Origin of the sequence: Acrocarpospora macrocephala, from assembly GCF_009687865.1 — a bacterium.
Taxonomy (GTDB): domain Bacteria; phylum Actinomycetota; class Actinomycetes; order Streptosporangiales; family Streptosporangiaceae; genus Acrocarpospora; species Acrocarpospora macrocephala.
In genome coordinates this window covers 133,730-157,167 of the sequence record NZ_BLAE01000009.1, presented here as the reverse complement: position 1 = coordinate 157,167, position 23,438 = coordinate 133,730, and the positions used below count along the sequence as shown (strand labels likewise).

General features: G+C 69.2%; 23 protein-coding genes and 1 pseudogene. 16 read left to right on the top strand and 8 right to left on the bottom strand.

Annotated features, from left to right (window positions below):
* Positions 1 to 10: 10 nt before the first annotated feature.
* The 3 genes from Amac_RS08975 (at position 11) to Amac_RS08965 (ending at position 2,981) form a co-directional block, all read left to right on the top strand.
* Positions 11 to 1,306, top strand: a complete 1,296-nt coding sequence (locus Amac_RS08975; RefSeq protein WP_155353849.1) for a DUF2252 domain-containing protein — start codon at positions 11 to 13, stop codon at positions 1,304 to 1,306.
* 168 nt (positions 1,307 to 1,474) lie between these two features.
* Positions 1,475 to 2,032 carry a TetR/AcrR family transcriptional regulator gene (locus Amac_RS08970; RefSeq protein WP_155353918.1) on the top strand — a complete coding sequence of 186 codons (558 nt, stop codon included), beginning with the start codon at positions 1,475 to 1,477 and terminating at the stop codon, positions 2,030 to 2,032.
* A gap of 415 nt (positions 2,033 to 2,447) precedes the next feature.
* On the top strand, positions 2,448 to 2,981 hold the full coding sequence (locus Amac_RS08965; RefSeq protein ID WP_246268176.1) for a YfgM family protein: 534 nt from the start codon (positions 2,448 to 2,450) through the stop codon (positions 2,979 to 2,981).
* 57 nt (positions 2,982 to 3,038) lie between these two features.
* On the opposite strand, the gene Amac_RS08960 is transcribed toward Amac_RS08965, so the two are convergent.
* The 8 genes and pseudogenes from Amac_RS08960 to Amac_RS08925 all read right to left on the bottom strand — a co-directional run bounded on the left by Amac_RS08960 (position 3,039) and on the right by Amac_RS08925 (position 11,630).
* Positions 3,039 to 3,788 carry a hypothetical protein gene (locus Amac_RS08960; protein WP_155353848.1) on the bottom strand — a complete coding sequence of 250 codons (750 nt, stop codon included), beginning with the start codon at positions 3,786 to 3,788 and terminating at the stop codon, positions 3,039 to 3,041.
* A 112-nt stretch (positions 3,789 to 3,900) separates the two neighbouring features.
* Positions 3,901 to 6,528, bottom strand: coding sequence for an ATP-dependent chaperone ClpB (gene clpB, locus Amac_RS08955; protein ID WP_155353847.1), 2,628 nt, complete (start codon positions 6,526 to 6,528; stop codon positions 3,901 to 3,903).
* Positions 6,529 to 6,651: 123 nt separating this feature from the next.
* Positions 6,652 to 6,910: pseudogene (locus tag Amac_RS08950) on the bottom strand (heat shock protein transcriptional repressor HspR); the annotation flags it as partial.
* A gap of 3 nt (positions 6,911 to 6,913) precedes the next feature.
* A complete protein-coding gene (dnaJ, locus tag Amac_RS08945; RefSeq protein ID WP_155353846.1) occupies positions 6,914 to 8,083 on the bottom strand; it encodes a molecular chaperone DnaJ in 1,170 nt (389 codons plus the stop codon).
* Positions 8,084 to 8,162: 79 nt separating this feature from the next.
* On the bottom strand, positions 8,163 to 8,816 hold the full coding sequence (gene grpE / locus Amac_RS08940) for a nucleotide exchange factor GrpE (protein WP_155353845.1): 654 nt from the start codon (positions 8,814 to 8,816) through the stop codon (positions 8,163 to 8,165).
* Entirely contained in the window at positions 8,813 to 10,693 is a 1,881-nt protein-coding gene (gene dnaK / locus Amac_RS08935; RefSeq protein ID WP_155353844.1) for a molecular chaperone DnaK, read from the bottom strand. Before dnaK ends, grpE begins: the two co-directional genes overlap by 4 nt.
* Positions 10,694 to 10,881: 188 nt before the next feature.
* A complete protein-coding gene (locus tag Amac_RS08930; RefSeq protein WP_155353843.1) occupies positions 10,882 to 11,268 on the bottom strand; it encodes a hypothetical protein in 387 nt (128 codons plus the stop codon).
* A complete protein-coding gene (locus Amac_RS08925; RefSeq protein WP_246268174.1) occupies positions 11,265 to 11,630 on the bottom strand; it encodes a hypothetical protein in 366 nt (121 codons plus the stop codon). Before Amac_RS08925 ends, Amac_RS08930 begins: the two co-directional genes overlap by 4 nt.
* Before the next feature lie 140 nt (positions 11,631 to 11,770).
* Between Amac_RS08925 and Amac_RS08920 the strand changes: the two genes are divergently transcribed.
* From Amac_RS08920 to Amac_RS08860, 13 genes are all read left to right on the top strand, one after another.
* Complete coding sequence (locus tag Amac_RS08920) at positions 11,771 to 12,499, top strand: ABC transporter ATP-binding protein (RefSeq protein ID WP_218040949.1); 729 nt, start codon at positions 11,771 to 11,773, stop codon at positions 12,497 to 12,499.
* The gene (locus Amac_RS08915; protein ID WP_155353841.1) at positions 12,496 to 13,230 is read left to right on the top strand and encodes an ABC transporter permease; all 735 of its coding nucleotides are present in this window, start codon (positions 12,496 to 12,498) and stop codon (positions 13,228 to 13,230) included. The genes Amac_RS08920 and Amac_RS08915 overlap by 4 nt, the downstream gene beginning before the upstream one ends.
* A gap of 34 nt (positions 13,231 to 13,264) precedes the next feature.
* Positions 13,265 to 14,059 carry a pyrroline-5-carboxylate reductase gene (gene proC, locus Amac_RS08910; protein ID WP_174900148.1) on the top strand — a complete coding sequence of 265 codons (795 nt, stop codon included), beginning with the start codon at positions 13,265 to 13,267 and terminating at the stop codon, positions 14,057 to 14,059.
* 77 nt (positions 14,060 to 14,136) lie between these two features.
* Positions 14,137 to 15,345: an MFS transporter gene (locus Amac_RS08905; RefSeq protein ID WP_246268172.1), complete on the top strand. Its 1,209-nt coding sequence runs from the start codon at positions 14,137 to 14,139 to the stop codon at positions 15,343 to 15,345.
* A gap of 22 nt (positions 15,346 to 15,367) precedes the next feature.
* Entirely contained in the window at positions 15,368 to 16,726 is a 1,359-nt protein-coding gene (locus Amac_RS08900) for an efflux RND transporter periplasmic adaptor subunit (protein ID WP_170322391.1), read from the top strand.
* On the top strand, positions 16,723 to 17,412 hold the full coding sequence (locus Amac_RS08895; RefSeq protein WP_155353838.1) for an ABC transporter ATP-binding protein: 690 nt from the start codon (positions 16,723 to 16,725) through the stop codon (positions 17,410 to 17,412). The genes Amac_RS08900 and Amac_RS08895 overlap by 4 nt, the downstream gene beginning before the upstream one ends.
* Positions 17,409 to 18,593: an ABC transporter permease gene (locus Amac_RS08890; protein ID WP_155353837.1), complete on the top strand. Its 1,185-nt coding sequence runs from the start codon at positions 17,409 to 17,411 to the stop codon at positions 18,591 to 18,593. Before Amac_RS08895 ends, Amac_RS08890 begins: the two co-directional genes overlap by 4 nt.
* Before the next feature lie 22 nt (positions 18,594 to 18,615).
* Positions 18,616 to 19,779 carry an acetoin utilization protein AcuC gene (locus Amac_RS08885; RefSeq protein ID WP_155353836.1) on the top strand — a complete coding sequence of 388 codons (1,164 nt, stop codon included), beginning with the start codon at positions 18,616 to 18,618 and terminating at the stop codon, positions 19,777 to 19,779.
* A complete protein-coding gene (locus Amac_RS08880) occupies positions 19,776 to 20,558 on the top strand; it encodes a phosphatase (RefSeq protein ID WP_155353835.1) in 783 nt (260 codons plus the stop codon). Before Amac_RS08885 ends, Amac_RS08880 begins: the two co-directional genes overlap by 4 nt.
* Positions 20,559 to 20,860: 302 nt before the next feature.
* Complete coding sequence (locus Amac_RS08875) at positions 20,861 to 21,064, top strand: helix-turn-helix domain-containing protein (protein ID WP_030456159.1); 204 nt, start codon at positions 20,861 to 20,863, stop codon at positions 21,062 to 21,064.
* Positions 21,065 to 21,219: 155 nt separating this feature from the next.
* A complete protein-coding gene (locus Amac_RS08870; protein WP_018654693.1) occupies positions 21,220 to 21,318 on the top strand; it encodes a 30S ribosomal protein bS22 in 99 nt (32 codons plus the stop codon).
* A 66-nt stretch (positions 21,319 to 21,384) separates the two neighbouring features.
* Positions 21,385 to 22,410 carry an NAD-dependent epimerase/dehydratase family protein gene (locus Amac_RS08865; protein ID WP_155353834.1) on the top strand — a complete coding sequence of 342 codons (1,026 nt, stop codon included), beginning with the start codon at positions 21,385 to 21,387 and terminating at the stop codon, positions 22,408 to 22,410.
* Complete coding sequence (locus Amac_RS08860) at positions 22,407 to 23,213, top strand: lysophospholipid acyltransferase family protein (protein ID WP_246268170.1); 807 nt, start codon at positions 22,407 to 22,409, stop codon at positions 23,211 to 23,213. Before Amac_RS08865 ends, Amac_RS08860 begins: the two co-directional genes overlap by 4 nt.
* Positions 23,214 to 23,438: the final 225 nt, after the last annotated feature.

The following is a 23,438-nucleotide window of genomic DNA, read 5'->3' as shown; positions in this document are numbered from 1 at the left end:
ACGTCCACTCATGACGCAGCGGTCTCAGTACATTCTCGACGTTCTCCTGGCCGAGTTCGGAGACTCGATCGCCCGGGAACCAGCGGCTTTCCAGCGGAAGTTCCGGAAGATGGCGGCCACGCCGTTCGCGTTCTATCGCGGCAGCGCGTGCCTGTTCTACGCGGATCTGTCCGCTGAACTGGCCGACGACTCCTATCTCGACGATCTCACCCGCCGCGTCTGGATCCACGGCGACCTGCACGCCGAGAACTTCGGCACGTACATGAACGCCTCCGGGGTGCTGGTCTTCAACGTCAACGACTTCGACGAGGCGTATGTCGGGCCGTACACCTGGGATTTGAAGAGGTTCGTGGCGAGTGTCGCCTTGATCGGGTACGCCAAGGCGCTCTCCGATGAGGTGATCACCAGGTTGGTGGGGGATTTCGCGCATTCCTACCTGGGGGAACTGCTCGGGATCGCGCACGGCGGGGACGACGCGATCGGGTCGCTCACGCTGGACACCACCGCCGGAGTGCTGCACCGGGTGCTGCAGACCGCGCGGCTGAACACCCGGGTGTCGATGCTCGACCTGGAGACCACGATCGACAACTTCGAGCGCCGGTTCACGATCACCGAGAGCCGGCTGCCGGTGGACGCGATCACCCAGGGCACGGTGATCGAGGCGTTCCAGGACTATCTGGGCACGTTGCCCGCGCCGCTCAACCCGGTCGAGCACGTGATCAAGGATGTGGCGCTGCGCAAGGGCATCGGGATCGGGTCGGCGGGGCTGCCGTCCTACAACCTGCTGCTCGAAGGGCACACGCAGGCGCTGGAGAACGACGTGATCCTGTACATGAAGCAGGCGCAGGTCCCGGCGGTGGCGCGCTACATCACCGACGAGAAGGTGCACGGATATTTCCGGCATCAGGGGCATCGCACGGCGGAGTCGCAGCGGGCGTTGCAGGCCTACGCCGATCCGTGGCTCGGCTACACGGTGCTCAACGGGGTCGGACAGCTGGTCGCGGAGGTGTCGCCGTACTCGGCGGATCTGGACTGGAGCGACGTCAACGAGCCGGGAGACCTGTCGTCGGTGGTGCGCGACCTCGGGCGGGCGGTCGCGCGCATGCACTCGGTCGCCGACGACGAGTCCAGCCACGACCTGGTCGACTTCTCCACCGAGGAGGCGATCGCGGGCGTGGTCAACGGCGACCACGACGGGTTCGTCGCGATGCTCGTGGATTTCGCCCACGCCTACGGCGCGCGAGCCCGCCAGGATCACCAGCTTTTCGTGGACCTGTTCCGCAACGGGCGTTTCCCGGGCTTGTAAAGCAGTACGTGAAATGGGGAACTAGCCAATAAAGACCTGACCCATGCTCGGAAGAACGGGCAAAATGGGGGAGTGTCCAGCCAGCCACTTGACGACTTCGACGACTTCGAACCCTCCTCGTTACGCCGTCGGCCCACGCAGCGCCGCAGCGCGCGACGCGTCGAGCGCATGCTCGACGCGTGCGCCTCACTCCTGGACGAAGTCGGCTACGAATCGTTGTCGACCACCCGCATCGCCGAACGCGCCGGGGTCGCGATCGGCTCGGTCTACCAGTTCTTCCCCGACAAACGCGCGATCAGCCAGGCCCTGACCCGGCGCAACGTGGAACTGTTCGTGTCCCGGGTCGGGCGCCGGTTCATGTCAGAAGATTTCGACGGATGGTGGGGCGCGGTCGACACCATCATCGACGAGTACGTCGACATGCACCGAACCGTGCCCGGCTTCCGCTCCCTGCACTTCAGCGACGCGGTCGACCTCAACCTGCTCGACTCGGTCTCCGACAGCAACACGGTGATCGCCGGACGCCTGCGCGGCATGCTCCTCGAGGAGTACGGCATGGCCGACAGCGAGCGCATCGACCTGGCGGTCCTGGTCGCCGTGGAAGCGGGGGACGCGGTGCTGAAGCTCGCGTTCCGCCGCGACCCCAACGGCGCCCCCGAGATCATCGCTCAGGCCAAAGAGCTGATCCGCAGCTATCTCTCCCGGCAACTCCGGGAACGCCCATGAAATATCCCGCGATGGCGGGATCGGATGGTTCCGGGGAGTTCGTGGGTCTCGCCACGCCCGGCTTGTGAATTCGTGGTCCTTGAATCCTCGGCCCCTGGATGGTGGGCTCGTCGAGCTGGGCGCGCAACCGGGCCAGTTCCCTCTTCGTCTGGTCATAGGCCTCGAACTTTGCGGAAGCGTACCCCGCGAACCCCGGCAGTGCCACGGACAGCACGGCCGCACACAGGAGCGTAAAGGTCGTCTGCTTGGATTTCGCCACCGCAGCCCCCTCGCCCTCGACGCACCTCAGGCGAGGGAAATATGCCCGTCCGGCTCACCAGCAGACGCGGCTGAACTGATCCTGGACCAATCGTGGACAGACGAATGCCTGCCGTTGTCCAGTCAAAGACCCCCCTCTCTAGATAGCCTCATCCCTGTGGCACATGTGACGCGGGAGCAGCTTGATCGTCTGCTCGAACAGGCACTCCTTCTCGACGACCACGGTGCCCTCGCCCGTCAGCTGGACGTGCTCGCCCAGTCGTACGAGACCGGCGAGGTATCGAGGGCGGCGATCCTCGTCCTGGCGGCGGAGGAATGGCGGCAGTCGGGCCAACCGGCGGCCGCGCTCGACCGGTTCCAGCAGGCGGCCGACGACGGCGGTGAGGCGCCGGTGGACCCGCGCGCGGGCATCGCCGACACCCTCTTCGAACTGGAACGCCCCGACGAGGCGGTCGACATGATCGCCACTATCAGAACGGCCGGCTGGACCCCCGCGACCGCCCTCACCATCGCCGAGACCCTCGCCGCGTACGGTGACCTGAACGGCGCGCACGAATGGGCCACCGACGGCGTGGACGCCTGCCCGCCCGGCCTGCTCCGCGAGGCCCTGCTCCGCACCCGCTACCGCATCCGCATCGACCTCGGCCTCCCCGAGGACGACCTCGACGCCCTGCTCGACGTCTCCCGCTAACGCGAAAGAAGGGGCCGCGCGGGTGCGCGGCCCCTTCTCGTGGTCCCTGGTGGCGGCTCAGGGAACCAGGGTGTCGCCCAGCAGGCTCTTGGCGATCTTGGTGACCGTGCCGGGGGCGTCCGGCAGGGCCTTCGGCAGCAGCGACGCCGCGGGCAGCAGCTCGTCGTCGGGTACGGCGGGAACCGCCGGAACAGCGGGAGCCTCCGGCAGCCCGGACGTGGCCGGGATCCCGGCGGCCACCCCGCTCAGCTCGCTGGGCATGGTCTTGGCGAGCACCAGGTTGGGCGCGGGCGACTTCGGCTTCCCCGGGAGCGGCGGCACGCCCGGCAGCTCGGGCAGCGTGACCAGCGAGCTCGCGTCCCGCAGCCCCGGCACGTCCGGCAGACCTGGCTTCCCCTCCAGCCCCGGCAGCGCGACCCGGCCGGAACCGGCCGCCACGCCCGCCGCGTCGGCCACGCTGAGCACCCCCGACGCCGCCGACAGGCCCGGCAGCCCGGCGAGGGCGGCCAGCCGGTAGCCCGCCCGTGGATCCACGTCGCACGGCAGCACGGTGAACACGCCGGTGCGGCCCACGGCCACCAGCGCCGTGCCGACGGCGGCCCGGCCGTTCCGCCCGGCCACCGCTCCGGTCGTCGCCGTGACCTTGTTGGCGGCCTTGTTGGCGAGCCCGACCACGGCCGCCCGGGCGCACATGTCGGCCGCCCCCGGATGAACCCGAACCTGAGCCTGGGCTTGGGCGGCCCAGGCGACTCCCACGACGGTGACCGCCGCCAGCACGGCAGCGCACCGCCCGATGTTGCGTGACACGCATGTCCCCCTGTTCGCTTACGGTAGTCCGACAAGCGCCGAACGTAGCCCGCAGTCCCAGGGGGAGAGGCCCGCTTGCCCCAAGCGTGGCAAGAACCTTACGCGGCTGTATTCATGGCCGATCCCCCGGAGCGCCTGCGTCTTCGGGCACCGGCGCGGCCGATCTTGCGGGTCGGACCACCAGGCTGTCCGCGCCTTCGTCCAGGTCGACGATGACCTCCTCGCCATCCCTGACCTGCCCAGCAAGCAGCTCCTTGGCCAGCTGGTCGCCGATGGCCGACTGCACCAAACGCCGGAGCGGGCGCGCGCCGTACATCGGGTCGTAGCCGGTCAGTGAGAGCCAGTCCCGCGCGGCCGCGGTCACCGTCAGCGTCAGCCGCCGGGCGGCCAGCCGCCGGGCCAGGTGCTCCACCTGCAGATCCACGATCTGGGACAGCTCCTCGGACCCCAGCGCGTCGAACAGGATCACGTCGTCGAGCCGGTTCAGGAACTCCGGCTTGAACGCGGTCCGCACGGCCCCCATCACGGCTTCCCGCTTGGCCCCGTTCTCCAGCTGCGGATCAACCAGGAACTGCGACCCGATGTTCGAGGTCAGGATGAGGATGGTGTTCCGGAAGTCGACCGTGCGCCCCTGCCCGTCGGTCAGCCGCCCGTCGTCGAGCACCTGCAGCAGGATGTCGAAGACCTCCGGATGCGCCTTCTCCACCTCATCCAGCAGCACCACCGTGTACGGCCGCCGCCGCACCGCCTCGGTCAGCTGCCCGCCCTCCTCATACCCGACATATCCGGGCGGCGCCCCGACCAGCCGGGCCACGCTGTGCTTCTCGCTGTACTCGCTCATGTCGATGCGGGTCATCGCCCGCTCGTCGTCGAACAGGAAGTCGGCCAGCGCCTTGGCCAGCTCGGTCTTGCCGACGCCGGTCGGGCCGAGGAACAGGAACGAGCCGGTCGGCCGGTCGGGGTCGGAGACGCCGGCCCTGGCTCGCCGTACCGCGTCGGAGACGGCCTGGACGGCGGCGCGCTGGCCGATCAGGCGCTTGCCCAGCTCCTCCTCCATCCGGAGCAGCTTGGCGGTCTCGCCCTCCAGCAGCCGTCCGGCGGGGATGCCGGTCCAGGCGGAGATGACCTCGGCGATGTCGTCGGGGCCGACCTCCTCCTTGACCATGGTCTGCTCGCGCTGCGCCGCGTGGGTGGCCTCGGCCAGCTCTTTCTCCAGCCGGGGCACCTCGCCGTACATGAGCCGGGCGGCTTCCTCGAACTTGCCGTCCCGCTGGGCCCGCTCGGCCGTGCTGCGGCTGTCGTCGAGCTGCTTCTTCAGGTCGCCGACCCGGTTGAGCCCGGCCTTCTCCTGCTCCCACCGGCCGACCAGGCCGTTCAGGTCCTCCTGCCGGTTGGCCAGCTCCTCGCGCAACTTCTCCAGGCGCTGCAGGCTGGCCTCGTCGGTCTCCTTGGCGAGAGCGAGCTCTTCCATCTTCATCCGGTCCACCACGCGCTGGAGCGCGTCGATCTCGACCGGCCGGGAGTCGATCTCCATGCGCAGCCGGCTGGCCGCCTCGTCCACCAGGTCGATGGCCTTGTCCGGCAGGAAGCGCGCGGTGATGTAGCGGTCGGAGAGGGTGGCGGCGGCGACCAGCGCCCCGTCGGAGATCTGCACCTGGTGGTGGGCCTCGTAGCGGCCCTTCAGCCCGCGCAGGATGGCGATCGTGTCCTCCGCGCTGGGCTCGCCCACGTAGACCTGCTGGAACCGCCGCTCCAGCGCCGGATCCTTCTCGATGCGCTCGCGGTATTCGTCCAGGGTGGTCGCGCCGATCATGCGCAGCTCGCCGCGGGCCAGCATCGGCTTGAGCATGTTGCCCGCGTCCATCGCGCCCTCGGCCGCGCCCGCCCCGACCATGGTGTGCAGCTCGTCGATGAACGTGACGATCTGTCCGTCGCTCTCCTTGATCTCGTTCAGCACGGCCTTCAGCCGCTCCTCGAACTCGCCCCGGTATTTGGCGCCCGCCACCATCGCGCCCAGGTCCAGCGAGACCAGGCGCTTGTTGCGCAGGCTCTCCGGCACGTCGCCCGCGACCATCCGCTGCGCCAGGCCCTCCACCACGGCGGTCTTGCCCACCCCCGGCTCGCCGATCAGCACCGGGTTGTTCTTGGTACGGCGGCTGAGCACCTGCACCACCCGGCGGATCTCGGCGTCCCGGCCGATCACCGGGTCGAGCTTGCCGTTCCTGGCCCGCTCGGTCAGATCGACGCCGTACTTCTCCAGGGCCTGGTAGGTGTCCTCGGGGGTCTCGCTGGTCACCCGGGCGTGGCCGCGCACCTTCTCGAACGCGTCGAGCAGCGCGCTCGACGTGGCGCCCTGGGCCTTCAGCAGGTCGGCGACCGCTCCGCCGTCGGTGGCCAGGCCGACCAGCAGGTGCTCGGTCGACACGTAGTCGTCCTCCAGCTGCTTGGCCCGCTGCGCGGCCGTGTTGAGCACCGTCAGCAGCTGCCGCGAAGTGGCGGGCGCCGCCACCGTCGCCCCCTGCGCCTTCGGCAGCCCGGCCAGCAGGTGCTCGGCCTGGGTGCGCAACACCTTCCAGTCCGCGCCCACGGCCTCAAGCAGCGGCACAGCCGTGCCCCCGGTCTGCGCCAGTAACGTGGTCAGCAAGTGCGCGGGCGAAATTTCGGGATTTCCCTCCGCCGCCGCGCGGCGCATCGCCCCCGCGAGGGCTTCCTGACTCTTCTGTGTGAGCTTGTAGTCCATTTTCGTGGGCCCCCAGTACAAGAAAAGAGAGAAGTTAGGCGGGGGGAAGCTGGTAGCGGATCAGCGCCCTGATCATCGTGAGCTCGCTGCGCAGCCGGGACAGCTCGTCCCGCTGGCGCAGGTTCTCGGTTTCGAGCTCCAGGATCCGCTTGATCCCGGCGAGGTTGATGCCCTCCTCCTGGGAGAGGCGCTGCACCTCGCGCAGCAGGATGATGTCCCGGGTCGAGTAGAGGCGGCCACGCCCGGCCGTGCGGCCGGGGCTGACCAGCCCGAGGCGGTCATACTGCCGGAGCGTCTGCGGGTGCAGACCCGACAGCTGGGCCGCCACCGAGATCACGTAGACGGGCGTTTCATCGGACAGGTCGAAGAAATTGGCGTCCATCGGCTACTCGCTTCTGGCCTGCTTGATCAGTTCCTCGCGTAGGTCCGCACCCTCGGTCGCGTCGCGGAATTCCTCCAGCGCCGCCCTGGCCTTGTCGTTCAGGTGCTCCGGCACGGTCACCTGGACGGAGACGAGCAGGTCGCCCTTGGTGCCGTCCTTGCGGGCCGCGCCGCGGCCGCGGACCCGGAAGGTGCGGCCGTTCGGCGTGCTCTCCGGGATGCGGAGCGTGACCGGCATGCCGCGCAGCGTCGGGACCTTGATCTCGGCGCCCAGCGCGGCCTCCGGGAACGTCACCGGGACCGACACGGTCAGGTTCTCGCCGCTGCGGCCGAACACCGGGTGCGGCTGCACGTGCACCACCACGTAGAGGTCTCCGGCGGGGCCGCCGTTCTCGCCGGGCGCGCCCTTGGCCTTGAGCTTGATCCGCTGGCCGTCGCTCACCCCGGCGGGCACCCGGGCCTGGATGTTCCTGGTGCTCTTGCCCCGCCCGCTGCCATCGCAGACCGGGCACGGGTCGTCCACCAGCAGGCCCCGGCCGCGGCAGTCGCGGCACGGCTCGGAGAAGGCGAAGTTGCCCAGGTTGCGGCTGGCCGCCCCGGTGCCCTCGCAGGTCGGGCAGACCCGCGGCGTGGTGCCCGCCTTGGCCCCCGTGCCCGCGCAGGCCGCGCAGGCCGAGGAGCTGGTCAGGCGGAGCGAGACGGTCGCGCCGTCCACCGCCTCGGCGAACGACAGCGTCACCTCGGACTCGATGTCCTGGCCGCGCCTGGCCCGGCCGGCCGAGCTGGGGCGCTGGCTGCCGCCCCGGTTGAAGATGCCGCCGAACAGGTCGCCGATGCGGTCGCCCGCGCCCTGCTGGCCGCTGCCCCCGAACAGGTCGCCGAAGTCGAAGCCGCCCCGGCCGCCGCCCTGGTTGCGGGCGAAGCCGCCCAGGCCGGAGCCGAACAGCGTGCGGGCCTCGTCATACTCCTTGCGGCGTTTGGTGTCCGACAGCACGTCGTAGGCCTCGGAGACCTCCTTGAACTTCTCCTCGGTCTCGGTGTTGCCCTTGTTCGCGTCCGGGTGATACTGCCGGGCGAGCTTGCGGTAGGCCTTCTTGATGTCGTCGGGGGTCGCGGTCTTGGGCACACCAAGGACGGCGTAGTAGTCCTTCTCCAGGTAGTCCTTGGTGCTCATCTACCGCTTCCTCCGGTTGTGCTGCCGCATATGTGATCGGGTCCCCTCCCGGCGTGCGGGAGGGGGCTCCCGGGGAATTTCAGTCTTTTTCCGGCTCGTCGTCGAGCAGGTCTCCACCGGTGACGACCTCGTCCGCCGGCACGTCCGCGGCGGCCGGCGGGGTGGTGACCTCGCCGCCCTCCTCCGGCTCGGCCACGGCCACCCGCGCGGGGCGCAGGATCCGCTCGCCGATCCGGTATCCGGGCTGGAGGATCTCCACGCAGGTCGGCTCGGTCACCTCGGGGGAGTAGCTGTGGATCAGCGCCTCGTGCACGGTCGGGTCGAACGGGTCGCCCTTCACACCGAAGGTGGTCAGGCCCAGCTTGCCGACGGCGGCCTCCAGCGACTCGCTCACCTTGGCGAAACCGCCGGTGAGCTCGCCGTGGTCGCGGGCCCGGCCGATGTCGTCGAGCACCGGCAGCAGCTCGGTCAGCGCGCTGGCCACCGCGTGCTCCCGGACGACGGTCCTGTCCCGCTCGACGCGCTTGCGATAGTTGGCGTATTCGGCCTGCAGCCGCTGCAGGTCGGCCGTGCGTTCCGCGAGCATCTCCGCGGCCACTCCGCCAAGCGCGGCGGTGTCGGCGGGGGAGGTCTCCTCGGGCGCGGTCTCCCGCGCCTCCAGGGTCTCCGGGTCGATCTTGCGGTTGTCGCGGATCACCGGCTCCTGCTCGGAACCGTTCTCGCGCGGTGTCACTTGGCGCCGCCCTCCCGCTTCGGTTCGTCGTCGACGATCTCGGCGTCCACGACATCCTCGTCGGCCTTGGCCTGCTGCTCACCGCCGGGGTTGCCCCCCGGGTTGCCGCCCTCGGCGCCGGACGCGGCGGCGGACTGGGCGTAGATCGCCGAGCCCATCTTCTGGCTGACCGTGGCCAGCTTCTCCGCGGCGGCCCGGATGGCGGGCGTGTCGGTGCCCTCCAGGGTCTTCTTCAGCTCGGCCAGCGCGTCGTTGACCTCGGTCTTGATGTCGGCCGGGACCTTGTCGTCGTTCTCCCGGAGGAACTTGTCGGTCTGGTAGGCCAGCGAGTCGGCGTTGTTGCGGACCTCGGCCTCCTCCCGGCGGTTCTTGTCCTCCTCGGCGTAGGACTCCGCCTCCCGCATCATGCGGTCGATGTCGTCCTTGGCCAGCGCGGAGCCGCCGGTGATGGTCATCGTCTGCTCCTTGCCGGTGCCCAGGTCCTTGGCGCCGACGTTGACGATGCCGTTGGCGTCGATGTCGAAGGTGACCTCGATCTGCGGGATGCCGCGCGGCGCCGGGGCGATGCCGGTCAGCTCGAAGGTGGCCAGCTTCTTGTTGTACGCCGCGATCTCGCGCTCGCCCTGGTAGACCTGGATCTGCACGGACGGCTGGTTGTCCTCGGCGGTGGTGAACACCTCCGAGCGCTTGGTCGGGATCGTGGTGTTCCGCTCGATGATCTTGGTGAAGATGCCGCCCTTGGTCTCGATGCCCAGCGACAGCGGGGTCACGTCCAGCAGCAGGACGTCCTTGACCTCGCCCTTGAGCACGCCGGCCTGGAGCGCGGCGCCGATCGCGACGACCTCGTCCGGGTTGACGCCCTTGTTGGGCTCCTTGCCGCCGGTCAGCTCCTTGACCAGGTCGCTGACGGCCGGCATCCGGGTGGAACCGCCGACCAGCACCACGTGGGCGATGTCGGCGACCTTGATCCCGGCGTCCTTGATGACCTGGTGGAACGGGCCCTTGCAGCGCTCGAGCAGGTCGGCGGTGATGCGCTGGAACTCGGCGCGGGTCAGCTTCTCCTCGAGGTGCAGCGGACCCTCGGCCGAGGCGGTGATGTAGGGCAGGTTGATCGAGGTCTCGGTCTGCGAGGAAAGCTCGATCTTGGCCTTCTCGGCCGCCTCGCGGAGCCGCTGGGTGGCCATCTTGTCCTTGGACAGGTCCACGCCGTGCGCGTTCTTGAACCGGGTCACCAGCTCGTCCACGACCCGCTGGTCCCAGTCGTCGCCGCCCAGGTGGTTGTCACCCGAGGTGGCCTTGACCTCGACGAAGCCGTGCCCGTCCTCGGAGCCGACGTCCAGCAGGGACACGTCGAAGGTGCCGCCGCCGAGGTCGAAGACGAGGATGGTCTGGTCCTGGTCCTTGTCGAGCCCGTAGGCCAGAGCGGCCGAGGTAGGCTCGTTGATGATGCGCAGGACGTTGAGGCCCGCGATGGTGCCGGCTTCCTTGGTGGCCTGGCGCTGCGCGTCGTTGAAGTAGGCCGGGACGGTGATCACCGCGTCGGTGATCTTCTCGCCCAGGTAGGCCTCCGCGTCCTGCTTGAGCTTCTGCAGCACGAAGGCGCTGATCTGCTGGGGTGTGAACTTCTTGCCGTCGATCTCGACCGACCAGTTGGTGCCGATCTCGCGCTTGACCGACCGGATGGTCCGGTCGACGTTGGTCACGGCCTGGCGTTTGGCCACCTCGCCGACCAGCACTTCACCGTTCTTGGCGAAGGCCACCACGGACGGCGTGGTCCGCGAGCCTTGGGCGTTCGCGATGACGGTGGGCTCACCGCCCTCAAGGATCGAGACGACGGAGTTGGTCGTCCCCAGGTCGATACCTACCGCACGTGCCATGAGTACGTCCTTGTAGTCAAAGTTGAGTCAGACAGACTCAATATTGGGATGGGCTTCCCGCCCTTGTCAAGCGCGGGGCTGTCAAACAGCTTGAGTCTAATGCGCTCAACCCTTGAGCCGCGCGAAAAGTTCCCAAACCCGCACATGCCGACGGCCCGCGCCGGTATCAGCGCGGGCCGTCCCCAACATCATTTGGCGCCGTCGACCACCTTGCGCTTGCCCAGCGGAGCCTTGAGCTTGACCAGTGTGGTCTTCTTGACCGCGATCGCGATGCAGAAGCCGTTGTCCTTCACCGAGCCTTCATACAGGGTGACGGTGACTTTCTTGCGCGTCTCCTTGACCTTGACGTGGTCCAGCGCGTAGCACTGCTGCGGCCCGGACCACCAGGTCACCTTGAGGTACTTGCCTTTCTTGTACGGCTTCGCCGACGTCCACTTGATCTTGTGCGGGTTGATCGTCCCCCGCTGCGGCTTCACGATGGGGTCGGCCACCACGGCCTGGGCCGGGAGAGCCCCCGCGCCCACGCTCAGCGTGAGCGCCGCGGCGAGAGCCACGGCTGCCCGTCGAATGGTCATTTCGCACCGTCCACGATCTTCCGGTCGCCGACCGGTTCGGAGAGCTTGACGATCGTCTTCTTCTCGATGGCGATCTCGATGCAGATCGCATCCTTGTCGGTGGTGCCTTCCCACAGTGTGACGGTCACCTCGGTGGCGGAATACGTCACGTCCACACGGTCAAGGCTGTTGCAGGGTTCCACGCCCGACCACCAGAAGATCTCCAGGCCGTCGGCCACGGGCTTGACCTCGGTCCACGGGATCTTGCGGGGGTTGATGGTGTTCCCCACGGCGACGGCCATGGAAGGGCCGGTGCTCGGGACGCCCGAACTCGCCGGCGTGCTGACCGGCTGTTCCGGGTTGACCGGTTGGCCAGTGGTCACAGAGGTCCCCTCTCCACACGCGACCGCCGTAAGCAGGAGCGCGATCAGCCAGATCCGTCTCATGTCCCTATGACGGCCGAGTCCCGGCGCGGGTTCATAAAACCATTGACTCTGGTATAGCCCAGAGTTAAATTCACCGCATGATGAATTTAGCTCAGCCGGCGATCTCCGTACGAGATCTGCGGGTTACCCGAGGCGGCCACGAGGTGCTGCACGGGGTTTCGTTCGAGGTGCCGCGCGGCCAGGTGACCGGCCTGCTCGGCCCGAGCGGTTGCGGCAAGACGACGCTGATCCGGTCGATCGTCGGCGTGCAGGTCGTCGCCGGGGGCGAGGTCACCGTGCTCGGCGAGCCCGCCGGAAGCCCGAACCTGCGCCGCACGATCGGCTACTCCACCCAGAATCCCGCCATATATCGGGACCTGTCGGTGCAGGAGAACCTGCGCTACTTCGCCGCCGTGCTCGGCGCGCCCAGGAACGACGTGGATCGGGTGCTGGCGGAGGTCGGCCTCACCGGGCAGCGCCGCCAGCTCGGCGGCACGCTCTCCGGCGGGCAGCTCAGCCGGGCCAGCCTGGCGGTCTCCCTGCTCGGCAGCCCGGAACTGCTGCTCCTCGACGAGCCGACCGTCGGCCTCGACCCGGTGCTCCGCAAGGAGCTGTGGACGCTGTTCCAGGGCCTGGCCGACCGGGGCGTCACCCTGGTCGTGTCCAGCCATGTGATGGACGAGGCGGCCCGCTGCCAGCGGCTGCTCATCCTCCGCGACGGGGAGATCCTCGCCGACGACAGCCCGGAGGCTCTGCGCGACCGGACCAGGACGACGGATCTGGAAGAGGCGTTCCTGCGCCTGATCGAGGAGAGGCTGGCGGCATGAACGCGACGATCACCCTGGCCACCGCCCGCCGGATCATGAGCCAGCTCCGCAACGACCGCCGCACGGTGGCGCTGATGGTGCTGGTGCCGACACTGGTCATGGTGCTGCTCTACTACGTGATGGACGACGAGCGGTCGTTCGCGGCCTGGGCGCCCGTGCTGCTGTGCGTGTTTCCCTTCCTGGTGATGTTCCTGGTCACCTCCATCAGCACGCTCAGGGAGCGCACGTCGGGCACGCTGGAACGGTTGATGGCCTCCCCGCTCAAGCAGCTCGACCTGCTGCTCGGCTACGGCCTGGCGTTCGGTGTCATGGCCTGCCTGCAGGTGGCGCTGGCGCTGTCGGTCTCGCTCACCTGGCTGGGCATGGAGCTGGCCGGGGCGCTCTGGCCGCTGATCCTGGTGGCGCTGCTCAACGCGCTGCTGGGCACCGCGCTCGGCCTGCTGTGCAGCGCGTTCGCCCGGACCGAATTCCAGGCCGTGCAGTTCATGCCGGTGGTCATGATCCCGCAGATCCTGCTCGGCGGCATCCTGGTCCCGCGCGACCAGATGGCCACCGTGCTGGAGTGGATCTCCAACGTGCTGCCCATGTCGTACGCGATCGAGGCCATGAAACTGGCGGTCATGGGCGCGGACCTGAACGGCGACTTCTGGCGCGACGTGATCGTGGTCGTCGGATCGATCCTGCTCGCGCTCGGCTTGGGCGCGGCCACCCTGCGCCGCAGGACGCCGTAAACTGCCGCCGTCCCCTAACAGCGAGGTGTACGGCATGATCGCGATTCTCGGAACCGGAAAGATGGGCGAGGCCCTGCTGTCCGGTCTCGTCCGCGCCGGGCGGCGGCCTAACGAGATCATGGCCACCGCCCGCCGCCGGGACCGCGGCGAGGCCCTGCAGGAGCGGTACGGCGTGCGGGTGGTCAGCAACGCCGAGGCCGCCAAGACGGCCGACACCCTGATCCTGGCGGTCAAACCGCAGGACATGGCCACCCTGCTCGCCGAGATCGCCCCCTACGTGCCCGCCGATCGGCTGGTCATCTCGGTGGCGGCGGGCATCACCACCGCGTTCGTGGAGTCCCGCCTGGGCGCGTCCGTGCCGGTGGTCCGGGTGATGTCCAACACGCCGGTGCTGGTGGACGAGGCGATGAGCGTGATCTCGGCGGGCGCGCACGCGGCCGAGGAGCACATGAAGCAGACCGAGGCGCTGCTGAGCCCGGTGGGCAAGGTGTTGCGCATCCCGGAGTCCCAGCAGGACGCGGCGACCGCGCTGTCCGGCAGCGGGCCCGCCTACTTCTTCTATCTGGTCGAGGCGATGGTGGACGCGGGCATCCTGCTCGGGATGCCGCGCGCGGCCGCGCTCGACATGGTGACCCAGTCGATCGTGGGTGCGGCGATCATGCTCAGGGATTCCGGGGAGCATCCGGTGATCCTGCGCGAGGCCGTCACGTCCCCGGGTGGCACGACGATTTCGGCGATCGCCGAGCTGGAGCGGCATCGGGTGCGGGCCGCGTTCCTGGACGCCATCGAGGCGGCCAGGGACCGCAGTCGCCAGCTCGCCTCCGGATAATCAGCTAGCCAACCTGCCCCGACGTAGGGAATCATAAAGAACCTTTCCTGTATTTCGGGTATTCGGGGCGGGCCGGGGTGACGGTTGTCGTAGCGCGTCGTGCGCTGTGGTCGCGGGATTTTTCTCTCTATTTCGTGGCGCGGTCGGTCGCGCTCATGGGCGACGCGATGTTGCCCATCGCCGTGACGCTCGGCGTTTTACGGCTCTACGGCCCGGTCGGGGTGGGCGTCGTGCTCGCCGCGTGGATGGCCGCTTTCGGGGGACTCGTCCTGTTCGGTGGCGTGTTCGCCGACTGGTTCACCGCCAGGAAGATGATGATCGGCGCCGACCTGCTGCGGGTCGTCACCCACCTCGTCATCGCGTTCGCCTTCTTCGCCGGACGTCCCGCGCTGTGGCTGCTGATCGTCATGTCCGCGCTCAGCGGCCTCGGCGCCGCCTTGTTCCAACCCGGCGTGAACAGCATGATCCCGCAGATCGCCGACGACCCGCAGCGGGCCAACGCGATCCTGCGGGTGGCCGACGCCATCGCCCGCCTGGTCGGCCCCGGCCTGGCGGGCGCGATCGTGCTGCTCGGCGGCGCCGGGGTCGTGTACGCGGTGAACGCGGGCACCTTCGCGATCAGCGCGGCCTGCCTGCTCGCCCTGCGCGTGCGCCTGGCGCCCATCACCGGCAGCAAACTGATCAAGGACCTGCGCGAGGGCTGGCGAGAGTTCCGCTCCCGCACCTGGATGTGGTCGGTGATCCTGGTCTGGTCGGTGTACGGCATCACGCTGTTCGGCCCGAGCTGGCCCCTCGGCGCGGAACTGGTCACCAAGAGTCTCGGCGAGAGCGCGTTCGTGATCGGGGTCACCGGGGAAGGCGTCGGCAGCATCCTCGGCGGCCTGATCGCCATGCGGTACCGCCCGTCCAGGCCGCTGTTCTCCGGGGCTGTCGGGATGATCGCGTTCATGGCGATGCCGCTGGTCATCGCGTTGCGGCTGCCATTGCCGTACATCGTGTCGGCGATGATCCTGGCCGGGGCGGCCTGGGCGTTCTGGTCGGTGATGTGGGCGACCAGCGTGCAGACGCAGGTGCCGGGGGAGGTGCTCAACCGGATCACCGCCTACGAGGTGGCGGGTTCGGTGCTGAGCATTCCGATCGGGCAGGCGCTGGCGCCGGTGGTGGGGGCGCGGGTGGGCGCCGACAACGTGCTGCTGCTCGGCTGCGCGACGGGGTTGCTGGGCATTGTCGTGCTGCTCGCGACCCCTGCCGTACGAAACCTGAGAGCTGTCACAAAGGCCGAGTAAGCATCACATTACGATGGGTCGAGTGACGATTCGTCGCGGCATCCCCCCGCTTCTCATCCTGACCTTCCTGCTCACCGGTTGCACCGGCGACGAGCCCCCGAACGTCCAGATCGCGCAGGTGACCAGGGCGTCGGTGAGCGAGGTCGTGGAGGCTCCGGGAACCGTCGGCGCGCGGGCGACCGCCACCCTCACCTCGCCGGCCGCCGGAACGGTCGGCAAGCTCTACGTGAGCGACGGCGACACGGTGAAGAAGGGCCAGATCCTGGCCAAGATCACCTCCAAGCAGGCCCGCGACCAGCTGGACCAGGCCCGCAAGGCCGACGCCCAGGCGGCCAGGAGCGTCTCCTCCGGCGGAGCCGCGCCGTCGATCCAGCTGCCGAAGCTGGAGCTCTCCGGCAAGCTCGACGCGAAGGTACGGCGCAACTTCGCGAAGGCCCGTACCTCCGCCAAGAAGATCGAGGACCCCGTGATCCGGGAGCAGCTGCTCAGCGCCCTGGACGCCGCGGAAGCCCAGCACGACGCCCTCGGCGAGCTCGTGGACGGCCTCAACACCTCGGTCAACCGGTCGCTCTCCCAGGTGACAGGCCAGCTCGGCGCGGGCCTCGGCGGCCTGACCGAGTCGATGAGCTCCCTGCAGGCCGCGTCCAGAACCCAGACCAAAGCGGCGGTGAAAACGGCCAAATCCACCGTGGACGCGCTGACCATCAAAGCCCCCTTCGGCGGCGTGGTCACCCTCGGCGGAGCCGGTTCCGGCGGCGCTCAGCCTGACCTCAGCGCGCTGCTGCCCGCGGGCATGGCCCTGCCCTCCAGCGGTTCCACCGGCCGATCGGCGGGCGTGATCGCCACCGGCGTCCCCGTCGCCACCGGCGACGCGATCGTGACGATCACCGATATTTCCAAACTCAGCCTCGCCGCCGACGTGGACGAAACCGACGTCCTGCTCGTCACGGACGGCACCGAGGCCACGGTCGAGTTCGACGCCGTCGCCGGCGCCACCTACGCCGCCCGCGTCACCGGCGTCGGCGTCACCCCGAAGGAGGGCGCCACCGGCGGCGTCAGCTACCCGGTCCGCCTCTCCCTCGGCGACGGCCTGTACGACGACGGCAGCGAAGCCCCCGCCCCCAAACCCGGCATGAGCGCCGTCATCCGCCTCACCGTCCGCGACTCCCCCGACACGGTCGCCGTGCCCGCCGCCGCGATCGTCTCCAGCGGCCGGGAGAGCACGGTCTGGCTGGTACGCGACGGCAAAGCTCAGCGCAGAACCGTCAAACTGGGCGCCCAAGGCGACACCATGGTGGAGATCCTCACCGGCCTCCAGGTCGGCGACCGGATCGTGGTCAAGGGCGCCGACACCGTACGCGAAGGACAGGAGCTCGGGTGACCCCGGCCTTCGAGGCGGTCGCCCTGACCCGCTCCTACCAGCTGGAAGGCGTCTCGGTGGAGGCGCTCAGAGGCGTCGATCTCACCGTCGCATCCGGGGAATTCGCCGCGATCATCGGCCCGTCCGGTTCCGGCAAGTCCACCCTCATGCACCTGCTCGGCTGCCTGGACCGCCCCACCTCCGGCACCCTCCGGGTTGGCGGCGTCGACGTCGCCACGCTCACCGACACCGAACTGGCCGAGTTACGCAACCAGACCATCGGCTTCGTCTTCCAGTCCTTCCACCTGCTGGCCAGAACCTCGGCCCTGGACAACGTGGCCCTTCCGCTCGTCTACCGCGGCGTGCCCCGCGCCGAACGCCGGACCCGGGCCAGAGCCGCCCTGGAAGCCGTCGGCCTGGCGCACCGGCTGGCCCACCGCCCCGCCCAGATGTCTGGCGGCGAGCAGCAGCGGGTCGCCATCGCCCGCGCCCTCGTCGGCGACCCCAAGGTGGTGCTCGCCGACGAGCCGACCGGCAACCTGGACTCCCGCAACGGCGCCGAGGTGATGAACCTGCTGCAACGCCTCAACGCCGACAGCGGTGTCGCGGTCATCCTGGTCACCCACGAACCCGAGGTCGCGGGCCGGGCCCGCCGCCAGATCCACGTCAGGGACGGCGTCATCGAGCTCGACACGGGGTCGTCGTGAGAACCGCGGAAGCGCTCCGGATGGCGCTGGAAGCCCTGCGCGTCAACCGGCTCCGCAGCGGGCTGACCATGCTGGGCGTGATCATCGGCGTGGCCGCCGTGGTGGTCCTGGTCGCCATCGGCACCGGCGCCAAGAACGCGATCGAACAGGAGATCGCCGGGCTCGGCAGCAACATCATCCTGGTCGTGCCCGGCCAGCTGAACTTCGCCGCCGCCCCCACCCAGAGCCGCCTGGACCTCACCGACGTCGCCTACGTCCGCCGGGTGGTCGGCGACGAATCCCGGGTGACCGTCTCCGTGCAGTCCGGCGAGACGATCAGGGTCGGCCGGGACGAGGCGTTCGTGACCGTGCTCGGCACCGACCAGTTCCTGCCCAACATCTTCGATCGGCCGCTGCGGCGCGGCAGATACCTCACCGAGACCGACGTGGACACCCGCCGCCGGGTGGTGATCCTCGGTTCCGAGGTGGCCGCCCGGCTGTTCGGCGACGTGGACCCGGTCGGCCGCCAGGCCACCATCTCCGGGGTGCGGTTCCGGGTCATCGGCGTCTACGAGAAGGTCGGCGCGACCTTCGGGGTGGCCCGCGACCAGGAGGTGCACGTGCCGGTCACCACCGCGCAGCGCCTGATCGGGGTGGCCAGGATCAACGGTATCGCGGTCGGCGCGTCCGGACCCGACGAGATCGAGCCGCTCCAGCGCAAGGTGGTGGACGCGCTGGTCCAGCGCTACCCGGGCGAGAAGTTCTCGGCCGTCACCCAGACCCAGCTGCTGGGCACCATCGGCACCGTGCTCGGCATGCTGACCGGCGTGCTGGCCGCCATCGCGGGCATCTCGCTGCTGGTCGGCGGGGTCGGCGTCTCCAACATCATGCTGGTCAGCGTGCGCGAGCGGACCAAGGAGATCGGGCTACGCAAGGCGCTCGGGGCGCGGCAGCGCGACATCCTCGGCCAGTTCCTGATCGAGGCCGTGCTGCTGACCACCATCGGCGGGGTGATCGGCATCCTGCTCGGGGTCGGCGGGGCGCTGCTGATCGCGGCGGTCTCGCCGGTCCCGGCCGCGATCACCTGGTGGTCGATCTCCCTCGCGTTCGGCGTGTCGGTCGGGGTCGGGGTGTTCTTCGGGGTGGCCCCGGCGCGGCGGGCGGGCAAGCTCGATCCGGTGGTGGCGCTGCGGGCCGAATGAGGTGATGCGGTAATTTCATGGCATGAGCGACGCGGTGCGGGTGGTTTGGGATGACGCGCTGACGTCGTACGACTTCGGGCCACAGCATCCACTCGCGCCGGTCCGGGTCGAGCTCACCATGGCGCTGGCCCGCGAGCTCGGCGTGCTGGACGCGGTGGAGCTGGTCGGATGCGCCCCCGCCGAGGACGACGAGCTCGGCCTGGTGCACGAGCGGCACTACATCGACGCGGTCAAGCGGGTCTCCAAGACCGGCAGGCCCGACCTGAACGCCGGGCTCGGCACGCCGGACAATCCCGCCTTCGTGGGCGTGCACGAGGCCTCCGCGCTCGTCGCCGGAGCCACGCTGGCCGCCGCCAGAGCCGTTTGGTTGGGGGAGGCGGAGCACGCGATCAACGTGGCGGGCGGGCTGCATCACGCGATGCCCGCGCGCGCGAGCGGTTTCTGCGTCTACAACGATCCGGGACTCGCGATCGCGTGGCTGCTGGAGCAGGGGGCGTCGAAGGTCGCGTACGTGGACGTGGACGTGCACCACGGCGACGGGGTGCAGGCGATGTTCTACGACGACCCCCGGGTGCTGACGATCAGCCTGCACGAGTCGCCGCGCACCCTCTTCCCGGGCACCGGATATCCGGAGGAGACCGGAATCGCGGGCAGCGCGGTGAATGTGGCGCTTCCGGCGGGCTGCGGTGATCAGGGGTGGCTGCGGGCCTTTCACGCGGTGGTGCCGCCGCTGCTGCGGGAGTTCGACGCGCAGGTCCTGGTGAGCCAGCAGGGGTGCGACAGCCATGCGCTGGATCCGCTGGCCAATCTGATGCTGAGCCTGGACGGGCAGCGCACGGCGTACCAGGAGCTGCACAAGCTCGCGCACGAGACGGCCGGCGGGCGGTGGGTGGCGACCGGGGGCGGTGGCTACGAGCTGGTCCAGGTGGTTCCCCGGGCCTGGACCCATCTGATCGCCGAGGCCGCCGGAGTGCCGGTGGACCCCGAGACGCGGACGCCGGACGAGTGGCGCGCGTTCGTGCGGCAGCGGACCGGCGAGGTCCCGCCGCTCACGATGACCGACGGCCGAAATCCGGAATATCGTGATATCGCCCAGGGTTTCGACCCGGCGGACCCCATTGACCGCGCCATCATGGCCACCCGGAACGCGGTCTTCCCCCTCCACGGTCTGGACCCGATGCCATGACGAAAGCCCCCACGCGCGACGAACTGATCGAACAGCTCGTCCGCACTCAAGTCGCCGGCGACGTGGCGACACCCCGGGACAACAATCTCGACCACTACCGCTCGCTGGCCGTCGGGGACCCGCACTACCTGCTCGGGCTCACCTTCGAGAGCACCTGGAGCTACCGGGACGTGCTGGCGCTGATGGCCAAGTCGGCCGGGGTGATCGCCGACCCGGAACACCGCTACGGCCAGGACACCATCGACCCCGAGCGCACGGTCGCCGCCACCGAGGCGATGGGCGACCGCATCGCGGCCGCCCTGAGCCGGCCGGGCAGCCGGTTCACCCTGGCCACCGGGCACCCCACCGGGATCATGGTCATCCACCTGGCCCTGGCCCGGTTTCTGGCCGCGCACGGCGCAACCCTGGTCACCCCGGCCGAGGGCTGGATGTACCAGCCCGGCTCGTACGGCCGCCGCAGGCGGATCAGGTACATCGAGGACGTCGCCCTGCTCGACGACGGCGGCGCGCTGGTGCACACCCACGACGCCGCCCCGATGCGGGCGATGCTGGCCGAGGAGCGGCCGGACTTCGTGATCGCCGACCACGGCTGGGCCGGGGCGGCCGGCGAGGCCGGAATTGAGACGGTGGCCTTCGCGGACAGTAACGACCCCGGCCTCTTCGTCGGGGAGGCAGAGGGGAAAATCGCGGTGACTGTGCCGCTTGATGACAATGTGCTCCCCAGATATTACGGTCCGTTGACCCGGTACCTGCTGGCTTGGATCACCGCTGGGCTTTAGGACCGCCCATTTGGGGTATTTCGCGCCCGCTTTTGCACCAGTGTGTCGACCGGTTGCCAACTTTTTTGTGGGCCTGAGCGACTCTAATGTGAGAGAAGTTGGTCCGTTCCAAGATCTTGGCGAGGGGCACGGTCCGGCTGCTGGCCAGCGATTTTCCCGGTTTCGGCGGCACGAGCCCCCGAGGACTGATGAAATGGGGGGTTTGCCTTCTCGGGGTCGCGACTTACGCTGACGGCAGTACACGTGCGTGAGCAATGGCACCAGTGGGGATAACCCGTAAACACGTGCGGAAGAGGCGTCCGATGGGTGCAGGCGAAAGACCTCTCAGCGAGGTGAAGTTCCTGACGGTGGCTGAAGTGGCCACGGTCATGCGGGTGTCCAAGATGACGGTGTACCGGCTCGTGCACTCGGGTGAGTTGCCGGCCATCAGGGTAGGCCGATCCTTCAGAGTGCCCGAACAGGCAGTCCACGACTATCTGAGGGATGCTTTCATCGAGGCTGGATGAAGTAACCAGGCGGCGGAACCAACGCTCACCAGGCGATGGTTCATTAGTGGCTCAATGGGATCCCCCCGGGGGAGCGATCGACGGTCGATCGCCGGTAGTCTGTTGAGCCGGTGTGCGAGCGCGCACCGGCTCGGCAACCGACTCCTGGGGGTCCCGTGGGCTCTGTCATCAAGAAGCGTCGTAAGCGCATGGCGAAGAAGAAGCACCGCAAGCTGCTGAAGAAGACGCGCATCCAGCGCAGAAACAAGAAGTAACCGACGGAGCCGCTCGCCCGTGGTCAGATATGGGCGAGCGACCGTGCACCATCTTGCGAGGCGGCAATGACCCACACCGTGCTGGTCACAGGGGTCGGCCGACACATCGGCGCCCGCGTGGCGGCCGTGCTCGCAGCCGACCCGGGCATCCGGGTCATCGGAGTCGATACGGTGCCGCCGACGTCGCCTGAGCGCGATGGGCGGGATGGCGGCGCCCAACTCCGTGATTCGCTGGAGTTCGTCCACGTCGATCTGCGCAGCCCGGATATCACCCGGGTGATCGCCGCGTGCGACATCGACACCGTGGTGCACATGAGCCTGCTCAGCGGACCGGCCCTGAGCCGGTCGGCGATGAAAGAGCACAATGTCATCGGCACCCTGCAGCTGCTGGCCGCCTGCCAGCGGTCGGACACGGTGCGCCGGGTCGTGGTGCGTTCCAGCACGGTCGTGTACGGCTCCTCGCCGCTGGATCCGGCGGTCTTCACCGAGAGCAGCGAGCCCGCCGAGCCGCCCACGTCCGGGTACGGCAAGGACACGGTCGAGGTGGAAGGCTTCGTGCGCGGGTTCGCCCGGCGGCGTCCGGATGTGGCCGTGACGACGCTGCGTTTCGCCAACCTGATGGGTCCGGGGGTGGACTCGCCGCTGACCCGGTTCTTCACCCAGCCGGTGCTGCCGACCGTGCTCGGCTTCGATCCCCGGCTGCAGTTCATCCACGAGGACGACGCGGTCGAGGTGTTGCGCAGGACCGCCACCGAGGATCATCCTGGCACGTTCAACGCGGCCGGGGACGGGGTGCTGCTGCTGTCGCAGTGCGTGCGGCGGGCGGGGCGGCCCACGCTGCCGGTGCCCGGTCCCGCGTTCCGGCTCCTTGGTGAGCTGGCCCGGGGGCTCGACCAGGTGGACTACTCGCCCGAGCAGGTGGCGCTGATGAGTCACGGGCGGGCGGTGGACTCCTCCCGCTTGGTCGCCGAGCTCGGCTGGACCTTCGCCTACGACACGGCCGCCGCCTACGCCGACTTCCTGCGCTCGCGTGGACTGACCAGCAATCTGCCACTCGCCGTGGTGGACGCGCTCGCGGGTCTGGTCCGGTGAAAGAGCTGCTCGCGTTCGTCCGGCGGCGGGTTTCGGGCGACTACGAGGTGGACGAGTTCGGCTATGACCCCGAACTCACCGACACCGTCCTGCTGGAGCTGCTCCGCCCGCTCTACCGGCACTGGTTCCGGGTGGAGACCTCCGGACTCGAGCATGTGCCCGCCGACGGCGCGCTGATCGTCGCCAACCACTCCGGCACGCTTCCGCTGGACGCGCTCATGCTCCAGGTCTGCCTCCACGACGAAGCTCACCGCGCCGTACGGCTCCTGGCCGCCGACCTCGTCTACCGCCTGCCGACCCTGAGCCACCTGTCCAGAAAGTTCGGCCACACCCTCGCCTGCCCCGAAGACGCCGACCGCCTGCTCCGCAAGGGCGAACTCGTCGGCGTCTTCCCGGAAGGCTTCAAAGGCGTCGGCAAACCCTTCACCCACCGCTACCGCCTGCAACGCTTCGGCCGGGGCGGCTTCGTGTCCACCGCCATGCGCGCCGGCGTCCCCATCGTCCCCTGCGCGATCGTCGGCGCTGAGGAGATCTACCCGAAGATCGGCGATTTCACCCTGCTCGCCCGCATGCTCGGCCTCCCCTACCTGCCGATGACCCCGTTCTTCCCCTGGCTGGGAGCCTTCGGCCTGATCCCGCTCCCCTCCAAATGGCTGATCGAGTTCGGCGAACCCATCAAAACCACCCCCAGCGACGCCGACGACCCCATGACCGTCTTCAACCTCACCGACCAGGTACGCGAAACCCTCCAACACCAACTCGACGCCCTACGCGAGCGCCGCGGCCCTGCGTTCCACCGCTGAACGCACCAGGCTCCTCGCCGTTATCCGGCGCCGTTCACGCAGGTGATGCGTCTCGCCGCACCGGCGCCAAAAGGGGCCGAGGCATCGACTCCACGCACACTATTGACTGTTGGCTCTCGGCCGGGCGGTTTCTTGGCTCTCGGCATTGGCTGTTGGCTCTCGGCCGGGAGGTCCCTCTTGGCGCCGGTGCGGCGAGACGCAGCGCGGAGGTAAACGGCGCCGGAT

Coding starts and splice junctions, on each gene's coding strand:
- Amac_RS08975 (WP_155353849.1), top strand. CDS start 11: ATGACGCAGCGGTCTCAGTACATTCTCGACGTTCTCCTGGCCGAGTTC.
- Amac_RS08970 (WP_155353918.1), top strand. CDS start 1,475: ATGCTCGACGCGTGCGCCTCACTCCTGGACGAAGTCGGCTACGAATCG.
- clpB (WP_155353847.1), bottom strand. CDS start 6,528: ATGGACTACAAGCTCACACAGAAGAGTCAGGAAGCCCTCGCGGGGGCG.
- dnaJ (WP_155353846.1), bottom strand. CDS start 8,083: ATGAGCACCAAGGACTACCTGGAGAAGGACTACTACGCCGTCCTTGGT.
- dnaK (WP_155353844.1), bottom strand. CDS start 10,693: ATGGCACGTGCGGTAGGTATCGACCTGGGGACGACCAACTCCGTCGTC.
- Amac_RS08930 (WP_155353843.1), bottom strand. CDS start 11,268: ATGACCATTCGACGGGCAGCCGTGGCTCTCGCCGCGGCGCTCACGCTG.
- Amac_RS08920 (WP_218040949.1), top strand. CDS start 11,771: ATGATGAATTTAGCTCAGCCGGCGATCTCCGTACGAGATCTGCGGGTT.
- Amac_RS08915 (WP_155353841.1), top strand. CDS start 12,496: ATGAACGCGACGATCACCCTGGCCACCGCCCGCCGGATCATGAGCCAG.
- proC (WP_174900148.1), top strand. CDS start 13,265: ATGATCGCGATTCTCGGAACCGGAAAGATGGGCGAGGCCCTGCTGTCC.
- Amac_RS08885 (WP_155353836.1), top strand. CDS start 18,616: ATGAGCGACGCGGTGCGGGTGGTTTGGGATGACGCGCTGACGTCGTAC.
- Amac_RS08880 (WP_155353835.1), top strand. CDS start 19,776: ATGACGAAAGCCCCCACGCGCGACGAACTGATCGAACAGCTCGTCCGC.
- Amac_RS08875 (WP_030456159.1), top strand. CDS start 20,861: ATGGGTGCAGGCGAAAGACCTCTCAGCGAGGTGAAGTTCCTGACGGTG.
- Amac_RS08865 (WP_155353834.1), top strand. CDS start 21,385: ATGACCCACACCGTGCTGGTCACAGGGGTCGGCCGACACATCGGCGCC.